Below are 14,900 nucleotides of genomic sequence, written 5' to 3'. Positions count from 1 at the left end.
AATATTAACTAATAAGTGGAAGCGAGGCAAGGAGATGGCGAGGCCTGTCCGAGTTAATGCGCTTGATATTTTAAACAGTTTTATTGATTACCTCTACCTGCTTCAACGCCTTGCTGAAATGCTTCAGAAAGAGCTGCCATATCTATAAACACAATCCAGAGTACAAGTAGAACAATACTAAAAATAATCATTTTGAATTGATGTTTTTTGAACTTTTTGAAAAAGCTCATACCAAATAGGGCAATACCACCGAAAAGACATAGGTCTACGAGAAGACCACCTATAAATTCTAACATGATGAAATTTTTAATTTAAAGTTTAAAAATATAACGACTCAGCGCATAACGGGCGCGGAGATTATGAGTTAATTAACGGCTAAAAATTCAAAACAAGCAACTCTGTAAATCGAAGCCACGTCCGCGTCCCAGTTAATGCGATTAGGTTTCTTTCTTTTCCCTTTATTCAAATTTGGCTGGCACTATTTTCGGCTCCGAAATAGCTTTTTCATTTTTTGCATCTAATAATTTAGTTAGAATTTCTCTTGCCTCAAGGCCATTTACTCCACGTTCTAATTCTGCAGACGCTCTCATTACGTAAACTATATCTAAATCAGGAATAACAACAATGAGTTGACTACCACTACCGGATGCAAAAAAAGTTTTATGTCCCAGAATTGATTGTCCATAAATCCACCATAAATAACCATAAGAATAATCCTGACCATAGGGCACAGTCATTTTCGGAGAGATGCTCGTTTGAATCCATTTTTTTGGAATCAGCTGTTTATTTTCCCAAACGCCGTTTTGTTCGTATAAAAGACCAAACCTTGCGAGATCTCTAGCAGACATTCGTATCGTATAAGCTGGATGCTGTGAACGTTCTGGTTGAAAATGGTAAGCTCCCCAACCGCTATTATAATCCTGCATTTGGATAGGATTGGCAATAAGTTCTTCAAAAACTTGAAATATTTTTTTATTGGTTAACTTTTCAAAAATGACTCCCAATACATTAAAATCCCAGTTGTTGTAGTACCACCTTTCACCAGGTTTGAAACTGCCCCGATCTGGTTTTTGCATACCCGGTGGTTCAAATGCAGCAGGGTGATAAACACCGGAACTTGTTGTAAGTAGATCAGCTATTGTTGCTGATTTTTCCTTCTTGGTTAGACCTTGCTTATCATCAATTCCTAACTCAGCAAGAGTCATAGTCGTGTCAATGATCCCTTTTTCAATATAGATTCCATATAAGGCATTGAGCAAGCTTTTGCGAATAGAAAAAATGGGTGCTAATCCCGTGTTGTCTCCCCATTTAGTTACAATTGCCCCATCTTCAATGAGCATAACTGCTTTAGCTCCAAGAGAATCTGCAAAATTTTTTGCTTCTGTAATTCCATTTGATGACCAGCCAACTTGTTGTGGAGATGAATATTGATACCAAGTTGTATCTGGGAAAGACTTGTTATTTTTTGATTGGCCAAAACAATTGGTCGACAATGCCAAAATCAAAGGAAACAATAAAAACTTGATGATTAATTTCATAAGATAAAGCGATTGAATTTTTAATGCTCTTAAGAAAGAAGCCTAACGGTTCGATGGCTAAGCGGCGAGGCGATTAATTTTCCAAAGTCTCGAACTGAAAACTCGTCCGCTTGAGCCACATTGTTAACCTACTTTATCGCTGATTTCAACAATATTCTCGCCACTTTCCAACAGCTCTTTTGTTTTAAGTAGTGCTGTTGATAAAATATCTCTCATCCTGGCGTTTGAAGTGTTGCCGCATGTAATCCAAATAAGCTTTGGCGGTGTTCCCCTTTGTTCAATGAGCTGGATAAAATCATCATCTTTACTCATAACAACCGCACCCGCTTTCTTTGCCGATTCAAATATTTCAGAATCAGTCGCGTCTCTAAGCCCCAAAGCTCGTACAGATTCTGCTTCGATATCATCAAATGTGCGATTGATCCACGCGGCAATAGAAGGAGAGAGTTGTGCATCAACCCAAATTTTCATGCCGCGACTACCGGGTGATCAATTTTACCACGGGCATATTTGATAGAAGCTTCAATATCTTCCTTTTCTAAATCAGGCAACTCTTCCAAAATCTGATCGTGGCTAAGACCGACTGCAAGCAGATCCAATACATCCACAACCCGGATTCTCATTCCTCTAATGCAGGGTCTGCCGCCACATTGGTCCGGATTAGTCGTTATGCGTTGTTTCCAATCTTTCATTTTGGTAAAAATTTTGTTGCTGATTACTATAAATCTACTTAAAACAAGGCAAATATCATAGATTGAGGAAAAGGAGGTTAACGGCTTAGCAAATAAGCGGCGCTGCTAAGCGCTTGAATGTAGGTAACCTAAACGCAAAGGTGTCCGCTTGATTTGCATGGTTATATGGCACTACATGATAGGATCGATAACAAGAATTTTACTTAGCATCTATTTTCCTGACACAATTCTTCTCGAAACTTCTGCAATGGTTCGCAATGATCTTTGACAGTACAGCTAACAAAATCTCCATTTGAACTGAACTCTATATCACAGCAAATAGTAAATAGTTCATGTAGTTTTTCTCGTGCTCTCTTGATGCGCATTTTAGTAGCCGAGAGCCCAATGTTTAACTTCTCTGCAATTTCTTTTTGAGGAAGCTCTTTAATATCACTCATCAGTAATGGACGGCTATATTTATCTGGCAGTAACTTAATCATTGGTATAAGAAAATCAACTTCAGATAGTGGAGGTGCCTCTAATGTGGTTGAATTTGTCGAAAAATTGCTACGAATGTCATTAACAGGGTTTTTATTTTTATCGCGATAGTAGTCGGCCACTACATGACGGGTTGTTTGGAAAAGCCAAGCCTTTACGTTCTGGATTTTTCGATCCTCATCATCTGCTTTAGCCAGTCGATACATGACTTCCTGTGTCAAATCTTTAGCAATATGGGGATCGCCTACTTTTTTCGATATATAATTATTCAAGTAAGAATAAAATTCCTGAGCCGTGCTACTGATATCCAATGAGTGATCATCCATGACTAAAAATTACTTAGTTCAAATATCAACTTAAAAACGCCGGCGGAAGGAAACATACCAACTGCGACGTAAACTAAATAGTTTATAAATTCTTTTTCCATAATCTACAACCTGTTGGCAACGGAATTTTCGTCGTTAGGAAACATTTTCAAATTCCTCTTTTATTTCTTTAACGGTTGCTCTGGCCGTTTTCCCTACGCCGTAGATAGTTGCAGAGGCAAAACCTGTCCAATTTCCATAGCCTACTAACCAAAGGTTTGGTTCTTTTAGAGAGCGTGTGTTTTCGGTTTTAATGTGGTTGCTTTCCATAATATTTATGGGTTGCAAATGATGAATATTTGGTCTAAAACCGGTACACCAAATTACCGCATCTAAGCCTTCCTTTTCTCCGTTTTGCCATACAACCCCATTTTCGTAAAAAGAATCGAATGGTCTTACAGCGTCATAAATATCTCTTTTTAAACCGTCCTTTACGCTTTCAACCTGCACTATATTACTCAATGAAACTTCCTGCTTATAGGTTTGCGTATCATTCTTAAGGTATCTGGCATTGGCTTGCTTAAACAAGTAACGTCCATCTATTTCTTCCGGAAGAAATTCGGGTGGTTCTTTCGTTACCCATTTAGTCTTGGCTACTTTAGAGACTTCTGCTAATATTTGGGCTCCGGAGTTGCCCCCTCCTACAACAAGTACTTTTTTACCTTTGAAATCATTTGGATTTCTATAGGTCACTGAATGTATTTGCATACCTTTAAAATCATTGCGATTTGGATAGTCGGGTATAAATGGATTTTTTGCCGTTCCCGTGGCACTTACCAGTGTTTTGGTACAAAGATCGCCCTCACTGGTTTCAATTTTAAAAAGTCCATTTTCTTTTTCTACCCGACTGACATAGGTATTTCTTTGAACAGGAAAATCGTAACGTTCTTGATATGCCTTCAGATAGTCAATAAACTCATTTTTGGTTGGGTATTCATTTTCACTTTTTGGCATCTGCCAACCCGGTAAGGAGCTATATTCAGATGGTGAAAATAATTTTAAACTGTCCCAGGTTTCCAACCAGGAACCTCCGGCTTCTTTGTGATCATCCAAAATAAGATATTCTAAATCACTCCTTCGTAAAAAATAAGCAACAGATAAACCCGCTTGCCCACCACCTATTATGATGGTATCATAAATCTTCATAAACTTTTTTTACTCACATTACAAGGTTAAATAAATAACCTGACAAGATCATTCCTATTCCGATGGTGGTAAAAAATGAAATAATTAATTTTTTCTTCATCACTTTTTTTAATAAAAGAGCTTCTGGAAGTGACAGGCCTATGGAAGCCATCATAAAAGCAATTGCAGTACCAAGGGGAACTCCTTTGCCAATCAGGGATTCTATAATCGGCAGAATCCCGACCGCATCAATATACAGCGGAATAGCAAGAACAACCGCAATGGGAACTGCTAAAGGATTACTTTCTGAAATATATTCTTCAAAAAAGGATTGCGGAACATAGCCATGAATAAACGCTCCGATAGCGATTCCAACAAAAATATAGGGCATTAAATTTTTTGTTGTCTGTAAGGCTTCTGCATTTATTTCAGGTATCCGTTGAAGAAATGATCGCTCATCTTCTTTAACCCGGGTGTTACTTTTATCTAAATCCTGCAACCAATCGGCTACATATTTAGCCATACCCAGCTTTTCTAATATAATACCGCCAAATATGCCCAATAAAATTCCTGAAATAATATAGATGACCGTAATTTTCCAGCCATAAGTCACCCAAAATAATGCAATTGCTATTTCATTAACCAAAGGAGAAGTAATTAAAAATGAGAGAGCTATACCCAGCGGTATTTTTGCTTGCATCATGCCCACGAATAATGGAATAGAAGAACAGGAGCAGAAAGGAGTAATAGCACCTAATGCGGAGGCCATAATATTTCCCAACCCCGTTGTTTTATACTTTTCAAGATATTTCCTGATTTTATCCATTGGCAAATAGCTGGTTACAATACCCATAATGTATGTAACCAAAATTACCAGCACAGATATCAAAATAAATGTAGTGATAAAGTATTGCAGGGCTGTACTAAACAGCCCTGCTTTTTCCAACTCGAGCAAATTATAGACAATATAATCTGCAAAACTCGAAAAGAGATTAGTCAATTGTTCCATTGTTGACGTGCTCAATTATTGATTCAAAATTGACAATATTTCTTTATCAGTCGACAGCTTTCTATAGTCGTAAACCTCTCCTCCTGCTACCAGCGAGGGAAAGGTTGTAGTACCGTATTTAGCTGTTTCTTGTATGTCTGATAATTCTTCAATCGATATTTCTATACTATTTTCAGCAGCAATTTTTTTGATTCGTTCTTTAATAGGTGAGCCGCTTGCGCAGCAAGACGAGTGTAATATTTTGATGTCAGTACTCATAATAAGTTGGTATATGTGATTAAAGTTTAGAATGTCGTTGTGGTATTGTAGTCGGAGAAATAGCTAAAAAGTCACAAAAAACTTTAAAGCATCAACTTTCAGGAAAGCTAAAAGCGTCTATAATTCTAAGAAATGGACTAGACTTGATACAGAATAGTTTTTGATCGTAATGAAATGTCTACTCGCTAAAGTTTAAAATTACTTAAAAGTCTTATATTGAAGAGCACGGCTTCTTAAGTTCTCTAATATTTTAGCATGCCGTGTTCAAGCCATATCGACATTGCGCATAACCGGCAGGCGCCGAGTGTCGAATTCGTTTTAAAACGAAAGATTAACTAATAAATGAAAGGGAGGCAAGGGGATGGCGAGGCCTGTCCGCGTTAATGCGCTTGATATTGTTCATGGCCTCCTCCGAGGCTTACATTATGTTCTTACCTATAACTTATTCAAGTACATTATGTTCTTACCTATAACTTATTCAAGGAGGAAAAACCATGAACGTTTATACCGGTATCCATTCATATTACTACGGAATTGACCTACACGCAAGGTTTATGTACATCTGTATCCTGGACAGCGAAGGCAGCGTTGTCTATCACAAGAACCGTCCGTGCACTCCGGAAGCTTTTTTAGAAGCCGTTGCCGAGTTTCGGGATGGTCTTGTCGTTGGTGTTGAGTGCATTTTCTGTTGGTATTGGATTGCAGATCTATGTGAGCAAGAGGGCATTGACTTTATCCTGGGTCACGCCCTGTATATGAAGGCCATTCACGGAGTCAAAACCAAGAACGACCGCATCGACTCGCTGAAGATCGCCCGGCTGATACGGGGCGGGAACTTTCCGGTGGCTTATGTCTATCCGCCTCAGATGCGGGCGACCCGGGATTTGATGCGACGGCGCAATCATTTTGTCCGCAAACGGGCGGAGCTGTTGGGGCATATTCAAAATACAACGAGCCAGTACAATTTGCCGTCGTTGGGGACACTCTCGCGCCCACATCATCGCCGGGATAAAGATATCGTGGGGCATTTTCCCGATCCGGTTGTACAGCTTATGATTCAAACCGATTTGGAACTGATCGACCATTATGACCCGATCATCAAACGACTGGATAAGCAGATCTTGTCTCTGGCAAAGGGACACGATCCTACAAGCCTGTACCTTCTAAAAAGCATTAGAGGAGTCGGGGATGTGCTGGCCTTGACGATGCTCTACGAGATCCACGATATTGGCCGTTTTCCCAGCCGGGTGAGTTTTGCTCCTATGCCCGGTTGGTGAAAGGGCAGAAATCCTCCAATGGAAAAAATTACGGGACCACTGGCGGCCGCATCGGCAATGCGCACCTGCGGTGGGCCTTCTCGGAAGCTTCTCTGTTATATCTGCGAGGAAATACCCAGGCTGAAAAATATTATAACCGCCTGATCAGCCGTCACGGAAAAGGAAAAGCTTTGACCATCATTGCCAAGCGCCTGGGAGTGGCGGTCTATTATATGCTCAAGCGGCGGGAACCCTTTAATGAGCACAAATTTCTGACAAATTCGATCATGAATAAACAAAAAACATAAATGGGGAGCTACCGCCAGCCCGACGTCTAACTAAGCTTTATGGTAAGAGCCTTTCGTCCAGCCCATTCACTATGACTATTTTGTAGATCATTCCTCGGCTGGCCAGGCCATAACGCCCAGCTCGCACCGCTTGATTGGAGGCGGTAGCTGCCCCTGGATTTTTCGATACTCGGCATGTGGTGTGCCGAAACCATCGGCATGTACTGCCCCTGCTCCGAGATGCTCCATAACTGGAATGGCGATTCGATAATGCCATAGCCCCGCGCTTGATCATCCGGGATCAGGGTACGCAATATGTTCTATGGCCGTCTTGCAACCGGCAGGACCGGTTGGTTACAGTCGGTTTATATACTGACTGCCAGCTGTCGAGCCTCTATATGTGTTTGGTGCAGTCATGATGCTGCAAACCATCGTTGAATACTGCTTGTAGTACAATTCCACGGAAAGGCTATCGAGTGCGGTTAGGTGAGGAAAATTTTTCTTGCCAGGGAATGCTATTGCCACTTGACATTGGAGGCCATATATAGGTTAGGGGTATTTATATTTCAAAATTTTCAATCCATTCCGAATTAGTTTCAACAGGGTTATCATTAATACCCAATTTTATATTTACTGCTGATAAAAAACGATGTGTTAACACTAAATTTTCCTCATCATCAAATTCATAATCTGCAAACCGCTGTAATTGAGGTTCTAGATTTTCTATAAGTCCATCTCGGTCTTTCCCATTTTCTTTTTCGTGAAGCTTCCACTCATGTAATATTTCGGCAAGCAATTTGTTTGTTTCTCTTGAATGTGCCTCTAACCATTCATTTGGCATCCGATGGACAGCTGATTCAATAATATCAATTAGATTACTATATCTTTTTCTTACTTCATCAAAACCAAGACCCTCCAAAGATTTCAACTCTCTTATCAGTGAGGTCCGTTTTTGAGATGGATGTTCTAAATTTTCAGCATTGTCTTCTTCATGATAGTAAAATTCTATACCCGGATGCGAGAGAATATGAATGTCAAACTTTCTACATTTTTTCTGTAGTTCTTGGAAGTTTAAGTCTGAATCAACAGCTTTTTCAATTATTTTGTTAGAAACCCCCATTTCTTTAGCAATATTTAGTAGCACACCTGGCTGATCAGTTATATCTGAATCAACTATAACTTTTGTCAGTCTGCCCATTGACTTTAACAGCCTTACCAATCTGTGAACTCCGCCTACACCACCAGCTTCTAAAAAAGCAACTGACCCTGCTCTAAATTCTCTGCCAACAAACCTTGCAATACGATCTAGGAAGATCATATCAAATGGACCTTCAACAATAATTGTTTCGGATGCAAACAATGAAGAGAAAACACTATCTTGATTATCCCCAAATGCTTGCTCACTTAGCCACTGATGTATTTCAGATGAATCCTCACCAAGGTTTGAAATTGCTTTATGAAGTTGGATTACTTCATGATGGTTAGGGTGGGGGATAGTAACGTGTACTGATTCACGAAAATTAGTCATTGGAGGAGCAACTACTTTTTCAGAGTGCGTTGCTAAAACCACTTTTTTTCCCGTCTTTTCACAAGCGTCGTATATTAATGTGCGAAGAGTTTGTTGAAGGCCTGGATATAAATGAGCTTCGGGTTCATCAATAAATATTATATCATAGATTTCAGAATAAAGATATGGTAAGAGTACCAACAAACTAATAATGCCATCAGCTTCGGATTTATAATTCCAACTACCTTCTCTACCTGTTCTACTACATTTTACGTTATATTGTCTCCCTTCTTTTTCAATATGAATTTTAACTCCAGTAAGTGCTTCAATCCTAGCTAATATTTCAACTTCTAATTCTGGATCAGCCTCAAGAATTGAGAATAGTTCAACTGGTTTAGTATTATTAGAGTTTTGTTTTAGAATAAACTCTTGTGGATTTGATTGGCGATCCATCGAAATATTTCTCATTCGCTTAGCATCTAAAAACTTAGTGCTAGGAACCTCAAAGTAGGTAGCTGGTATTTCAAATTCATCATTTACCCTTACTACTTTACCAGTGTTATGATTAATTCTAGCTTCTCCAATAAGCTTAAATAGCTCATCACTTTCATTCGAGGATCTATTGATTGTTTTTCCCTCATTGGTTTTAAACCAGTCAGGTAATCTTAAGTTTTGATTAGTTTCTGAAAGTCTGGCATTTATAAAGCTTCCTTCAGTTATTTGACCAAAATAATCCTTGTCGTAATCTATTTTAGACTCAATATATTTTTTAAAACTGTCGTCTATGCTTTGTATATCAAATCTAAACTTTGTGCCGACTGGGAGAGAGTTAAGGTTTGAGAAATTTTTGGATAAATAAGACAAAATTTGAGTCTTGCCTGAACCATTAGGTCCAGCAATAAAAGTGACATCATTCGATAGTACTAATTTTCCACTTGATGATATGTTATTTGAGTTTTCTGGTTCATTCTCCAGATCGATAGATATAAAATTTAGCATATAATTAATTTGTGATTAATACCCCTAACGACCCAGCGTTTAAGCGGTTTTAACAAGATGGTTTTTAACAACGGCAATAACGACCAAAAACTTCTAAGTGGCAAATCACGCTGCGTTAAAATCCGCTTGAAACGCCTTGTTATGCTACCGGATTAGTCATAATGAGTCCACATTCTAATCACCTTGACAATTTTTTCCTTTTCATACACTTGATAAACCAAGCGATGTTGGATGTTAATTCTCCGCGAATAAGCCCCTTCCAAATTACCGACTAACTTTTCATAAGGAGGATATTCTTCAAACGGATCTTCCTTAACAATTTCCAATAAGTCTTCGATCTTTGATTTTAATCCTGATGAAGCTGCTTTCTTGGCGTCTTTCTTAGCTTGTTTGGTATAAACGAGTTTGTAGTTACTCACCAGTCAAGTTCTTCGTCGGTTTCTTCAAGAGGTGTATTTATTCCTTCAACAATAGACTCTTGCATTCCAGGAATAGATGTCAAATAAAGAGTTTCTTGAATAGCCCGCCAATCCTCTTCACTGATTAATACGGCATTCGATCGTTTTCCGGTAATTTGGATGGGTTTATGAGTCTCTGAAGTTTCATCCAACAATCGATAAATATCTTTTCGGGCTTGTGTTGCTGTTAGAGTTTTCATGGAATAAATAAGTTTGGTTAATTGCCTGAACATAAAACGTACGCTATTCCGTTCGTATTGTCAAGTCTTTAAGATGAGGGAGCATTACATATAATTAAGCAAATTTCATAATCCGTACGAATACGATGTATAATATTTCAAACCCCTCAAAAAACCAAGTAAAAGCCTGTTTATTCAATGTTATACAAATTTAAAATGCATGAAATTTGCATAACATCTATGTATAAGTCAGAGATGAGCGTTCACCGAATAAACTCTGGGTGGTTTTCATGAAATAGAATCGCATTTTAAGAATCCCGGGTGGTGTTCGTCTCTCATTTACACGGTAATTTTAATTTTTACTCTTTTGGAGTATTTCTTCAATTCCTATAAGCTTCTGTGGTAAGTAAAAAAATGCCCGTTTACACACGGGCACTTTTCCTGGCTCAAACTATTTATTTATAAAATTCTAGAGAAAGCTTTGCAAAACTTTGACCGTCATCCTGAACATCGGGATCCCTCCGGGGGATTCAGGATCTCCAGATACTGGCAGTAAAGACGAATGGAGAATCTGAATCGAGTTCAGATTGACCAATAACCACGGTTTTGCAAAGCCTTCAATTAGACGACATTTAAATATGTCCAAAATCTCAGGATTATTCTTCCGCGAGATCTCTTTCCAGGAATTGTTGAGTTAGCTCGTCCGAATCGCCATAGTATTGCCGGATTGCTTCAAGCTCTTGATGCAGGCTGTCTCGTATGTCAGTATAATCCGGATCATTATACACATTCGTCATCTCACTTGGATCATTCTCCAGGTCATAAAGTTCCCACTCGTCGATATCGTAATAGAAATGAATCAGTTTGTAGCGATCGGTTCGAATTCCGTAGTGACGCTTCACCGCATGTTCAGCGGGATATTCGTAGTAGTGATAGTACAACTGATCCCGCCAATTATCATTTGTTCCGGTAAATAACGGAGTTAAACTTTCTCCCTGGATCTCCTCCGGAATTTGCACACCGGCTACATCTAAAATGGTTGGAGCAAAATCGATATTTTGAACGAAGTCATTATTCTCTGATCCCGCCTCAATTTCTGACGGATATCGAATAATGAGCGGTGTTCGGAAGGACTCTTCATACATAAATCGCTTATCAAACCAACCGTGCTCACCGAGATAAAATCCCTGGTCAGATGTATAAACAATCATCGTGTTATCGCTCAGTCCGTTTTCATCGAGATACTCCAGAAGCCGGCCCAGATTTCGGTCCACACTTCGAATCACTCCCAGATAATCCTCCATATAGCGCTGATATTTCCATCTTGTCAACTCATCTCCCCCGGGTGTATTCTCTACAAACTCTTTGTTGATGGGTCCGTAGTAAGCATCCCATTGCTCTTTTTGTTCGTCATTCAGGCGGCTGTACACATCCAGGTAAATTCGTGGATAGATATCCGGGCTAAACTCCTCAAGGCCGGTTTTCGCTAAAGAATCGGGATGGATTTTATTATCCAGAGTGAGCCCCATGTGATCGGCAATTCTCATCTCGGCTTCTTTCGCTGCCGTGCCCCGATTTTCATAGTCATCAAACAGGGTTTCCGGCTCTTTAAAATCCCTGTCAGCATAAACTCCAATATCTTCGGCCGAGGGCCACCACTGGCGGTGCGGCGCTTTGAACTGGTACATCAACATAAATGGTTTTTCTTTGTCACGAATAGAATCGAGATATTCAATCGCTGTATCCGTAATCAGTTCTGTTGAGTGTCCCTCTTCTTGAATCATCCCCTCGGGTGTTCGGAAATCGGGATTGTAATAATGCCCCTGTCCCGGCAGCACTTTCCAGAAATCAAACCCGGTGGGTTCAGATTTCAAATGCCATTTCCCCACAATCGATGTTTCATAACCTTCCTGCTGCAACAATTTTGGGAACGTGACCTGTGTGGAATCAAACACGCTTCCATTGTTGATGTGTCCATTCATATGGCTGTGTTTACCAGTAAGAATTGCGGCCCGGCTCGGTGCACATATGGAATTAGAAACATACGCCCGGCGGAACAACATTCCCTCGTCTGCCAGTCGGTCTATATTTGGAGTATCAATCAGATCAGACCCATATGCACTGATTGCCTGGAAAGCATGATCGTCTGTCATGATAAAAATGATATTTGGCCGGTCTGACTCGGTCTGGCTCTCGCTTGTACAACCATTGAGAATCATTAAAAGAATTGAGGTGAGCAGCAGTACAGTTTGTTTCATCTTTTTTTACAGTCGTTATTTGTTGGACACAATTTCAGCTTACATAAATAAAAAACTGTGGTGAGAGATGCTAATGAAAATGAAGGGCTTTTAAACAAAAAGATCCGCGAAGTTTTAGAAACTTCGCGGATCTGGGATTGATACAATCTTAGAATCTGAGGATCATCCTTTTAAGGCTGTCCCAAAAGGATGTTGGAAAACAACAAACTAAATTTTGTCATACCGGACCCCGATCCGGTATCTCCAAACTTGATTAATGATTGGAGATTCTGAATCAAGTTCAGAATGACATTTTTTCTGGACAGCCTCTCCCCCCTTCGAAGGAGGATTCTTTAATTTTCAGCCGTTAAACCTCGTCTCCTCAGGAGATGAACCACATCCGGCTCACCGTTTCTGTAGGCTTCGTAGAGTTCCATCGCATCACGGCTGCCGCCTTTGGAGAGAATATATTCACGGAATCGATCGCCATTTTCGCGGGTCAGTCCTCCGTTTTCTCTCATAAAAGCAAATGCATCTGCTGCAAGAATTTCACTCCAGATATATGCATAGTAGTTAGCTGAATATCCGCCTGCAAAAATATGCGCAAAATATGGTGATTTATACCGGGGTGGAACGGCATTCATATCGAGATTGTATTTGGCCAGTGCCTGGTCTTCGAAATCAACTACATCATTCGGTATTTCGTTGGTGTCCAGCAGGTGCCATTCCAGATCTACCATGGTTGCCGACAGATATTCCTGTGTATCAAAGCCCTGGTTGAAGTTTCGGGCTGCAATCACTTTGTCCAGCAGTTCTGATGGAATTTGTTCACCTGTTTCGTGATGCACTGCGTAATTTTCAAGAACATCCTGCAAAATTGCCCAATCTTCCTCAAAGGTTGATGGAAACTCTACAAAATCTCTTGGCACGGATGTTCCGCTCTGCGAAGGATATTTCACATCAGAAAAAAGCCCGTGAACGGCGTGACCCATCTCATGGAACATGGTGGTTACATTATCAAAGCTGATAAGTGCAGGCTCTCCCTCAGCAGGCGGAGGAATATTCATCACGTTAACAATCACCGGTTGCTTATCCAACAAATGCGATTGAGATACAAAGCTGTTCATCCAGGCACCGCCCCGTTTGGAATCGCGGGTAAAGTAATCGGCATAAAACAGCCCAAGCTGAGAACCATCCTCATTAAACACATCAAATACCCGCACATCTTCGTGATACACCGGCAGGTCAAATCGCTCTTCAAAGGTGATACCAAATAACTTGTTCATGGTAAAAAACACACCCTCTTTTAGTACACGGTCCAGCTCAAAATAGGGACGTACTTCTGCTTCGTCTATATCATACTCTGCCTGGCGTACCTTCTCAGCATAATAGTTCCAATCCCACGGCTGCAGTTCTCCTTCAACACCGTCTTCCCGCATCATTTCGGTGATTTTGGCAGCTTCCTGCTCGGTATTTGCAATCACATCGGGAATCAGGTCGGTCAGCATATCCAATACATTTTCCGGGTTTTCGGCTGTTTGCGGATCGTGACGGTAGGATGCATGATTTTCATATCCAAGCAGTTCCGCTCGTTCAGCCCGAAGCTCAACAAGTTCCAGAACCAGCGGACGATTATCTACACCGCCATCCTCGCCAATTCCACGAAATGCCGATGCCTTCCAAACCCGTTCTCGGAGATCGCGGTTATTAAGGCTTTTAAGAATGGGTACACGAGTTGTGTTTGTGATTGACAGCAGGTACTGTCCGTCATGCCCTCGTTCTTCGGCGGCTTCTTGTGCCGCTGCAATTCGGTCTTCGCTCAATCCATCCAGTTGATCAACATCCTCTACCAAAACGGCCCGCTCCTGTGTCATCTTCAGCAGGTTGTCCTGGAACTCGGTGGTCAGGCTGGATGTACGCTCATTGATTTCCCGCATTCGCTGCTGCTCCTCATCAGTAAGCAGCGCACCGGCTCTTACAAAATCCCGGTACGTATCTTCAAGAAGTTTCAGCGATGCTTCATCGAGATCAAGTTCATTTCTCTGTTCATAAAGTGTTTGAACCCGCTCAAACAGATCTGCATTCAGGTAGATATTATCGCTGTGTGAAGCGAGTTTTGGCGCCATTTCAGACTGAATCTCCTGGATCTGATCGTTGGTATGAGCCGAGGTAAGGTTATAAAATACGCTGCTGACCCGGTTAAGCAGTTGACCACTTTTTTCCATCTCAACAATAGTGTTTTCAAAAGTAGGCGGCTCCGGGTTCGATGCGATCGAGTCCATCTCGGCAAGTTCACGTTCCATGCCCTCTGCAAAAGCCGGCCGGTAATGCTCTACGGATATGGCGTCGAAATCGGGGGCTTCGAAAGGAAGTGTACTGGGTGTAAGTAGTGGGTTTTCTGTCATTGATTCCTCTTCGCTGCAAGCTGTGAACATAAACAGACACGCCACAACAGCAACTGATATTAATAGTTTATTCATAAGATTTGGTTTAAGATTAAGTAAGAATGTTAT

At 40.7% G+C, this 14,900-nt stretch carries 13 protein-coding genes and 1 pseudogene; 1 reads left to right on the top strand and 13 read right to left on the bottom strand.

Annotated elements, in window-relative coordinates:
• Nucleotides 1-80 precede the first annotated feature (80 nt).
• The 8 genes from U5K72_18760 to U5K72_18725 all read right to left on the bottom strand — a co-directional run bounded on the left by U5K72_18760 (nt 81) and on the right by U5K72_18725 (nt 5,464).
• Nucleotides 81-296 (bottom strand): hypothetical protein, encoded by a 216-nt coding sequence (locus U5K72_18760; protein MDZ7720867.1) that lies wholly within the window; start codon nt 294-296, stop codon nt 81-83.
• 162 nt (nt 297-458) lie between these two features.
• Nucleotides 459-1,538 (bottom strand): serine hydrolase, encoded by a 1,080-nt coding sequence (locus U5K72_18755; GenBank protein ID MDZ7720866.1) that lies wholly within the window; start codon nt 1,536-1,538, stop codon nt 459-461.
• Between the two features lie 123 nt (nt 1,539-1,661).
• Nucleotides 1,662-2,009, bottom strand: a complete 348-nt coding sequence (locus U5K72_18750) for a DUF5615 family PIN-like protein (protein ID MDZ7720865.1) — start codon at nt 2,007-2,009, stop codon at nt 1,662-1,664.
• The gene (locus tag U5K72_18745) at nt 2,006-2,230 is read right to left on the bottom strand and encodes a DUF433 domain-containing protein (protein ID MDZ7720864.1); all 225 of its coding nucleotides are present in this window, start codon (nt 2,228-2,230) and stop codon (nt 2,006-2,008) included. Before U5K72_18745 ends, U5K72_18750 begins: the two co-directional genes overlap by 4 nt.
• A gap of 203 nt (nt 2,231-2,433) precedes the next feature.
• Complete coding sequence (locus U5K72_18740; GenBank protein ID MDZ7720863.1) at nt 2,434-3,033, bottom strand: sigma-70 family RNA polymerase sigma factor; 600 nt, start codon at nt 3,031-3,033, stop codon at nt 2,434-2,436.
• A gap of 135 nt (nt 3,034-3,168) precedes the next feature.
• Nucleotides 3,169-4,218: an ArsO family NAD(P)H-dependent flavin-containing monooxygenase gene (locus U5K72_18735; protein MDZ7720862.1), complete on the bottom strand. Its 1,050-nt coding sequence runs from the start codon at nt 4,216-4,218 to the stop codon at nt 3,169-3,171.
• 13 nt (nt 4,219-4,231) lie between these two features.
• The gene (locus U5K72_18730) at nt 4,232-5,206 is read right to left on the bottom strand and encodes a permease (protein ID MDZ7720861.1); all 975 of its coding nucleotides are present in this window, start codon (nt 5,204-5,206) and stop codon (nt 4,232-4,234) included.
• A 15-nt stretch (nt 5,207-5,221) separates the two neighbouring features.
• The gene (locus U5K72_18725; GenBank protein MDZ7720860.1) at nt 5,222-5,464 is read right to left on the bottom strand and encodes a thioredoxin family protein; all 243 of its coding nucleotides are present in this window, start codon (nt 5,462-5,464) and stop codon (nt 5,222-5,224) included.
• Nucleotides 5,465-5,958: 494 nt separating this feature from the next.
• On the opposite strand from U5K72_18725, the pseudogene U5K72_18720 reads away from it, so the two are divergent.
• Nucleotides 5,959-7,028: pseudogene (locus tag U5K72_18720) on the top strand (IS110 family transposase).
• A gap of 538 nt (nt 7,029-7,566) precedes the next feature.
• On the opposite strand, the gene U5K72_18715 reads toward U5K72_18720, so the two are convergent.
• From U5K72_18715 to U5K72_18695, 5 genes are all read right to left on the bottom strand, one after another.
• Complete coding sequence (locus tag U5K72_18715; GenBank protein MDZ7720859.1) at nt 7,567-9,513, bottom strand: AAA family ATPase; 1,947 nt, start codon at nt 9,511-9,513, stop codon at nt 7,567-7,569.
• Between the two features lie 152 nt (nt 9,514-9,665).
• Nucleotides 9,666-9,932 (bottom strand): Txe/YoeB family addiction module toxin, encoded by a 267-nt coding sequence (locus U5K72_18710; protein MDZ7720858.1) that lies wholly within the window; start codon nt 9,930-9,932, stop codon nt 9,666-9,668.
• Nucleotides 9,929-10,171, bottom strand: a complete 243-nt coding sequence (locus U5K72_18705) for a type II toxin-antitoxin system Phd/YefM family antitoxin (GenBank protein ID MDZ7720857.1) — start codon at nt 10,169-10,171, stop codon at nt 9,929-9,931. Before U5K72_18705 ends, U5K72_18710 begins: the two co-directional genes overlap by 4 nt.
• 635 nt (nt 10,172-10,806) lie before the next feature.
• Nucleotides 10,807-12,408, bottom strand: coding sequence for a sulfatase (locus U5K72_18700; GenBank protein MDZ7720856.1), 1,602 nt, complete (start codon nt 12,406-12,408; stop codon nt 10,807-10,809).
• Between the two features lie 332 nt (nt 12,409-12,740).
• The gene (locus tag U5K72_18695) at nt 12,741-14,867 is read right to left on the bottom strand and encodes a M3 family metallopeptidase (GenBank protein ID MDZ7720855.1); all 2,127 of its coding nucleotides are present in this window, start codon (nt 14,865-14,867) and stop codon (nt 12,741-12,743) included.
• Nucleotides 14,868-14,900: the final 33 nt, after the last annotated feature.

It is taken from the genome of Balneolaceae bacterium, from assembly GCA_034521495.1.
GTDB lineage: Bacteria > Bacteroidota > Rhodothermia > Balneolales > Balneolaceae > Rhodohalobacter.
This window is presented reverse-complemented; position numbering and strand designations above follow the sequence as displayed.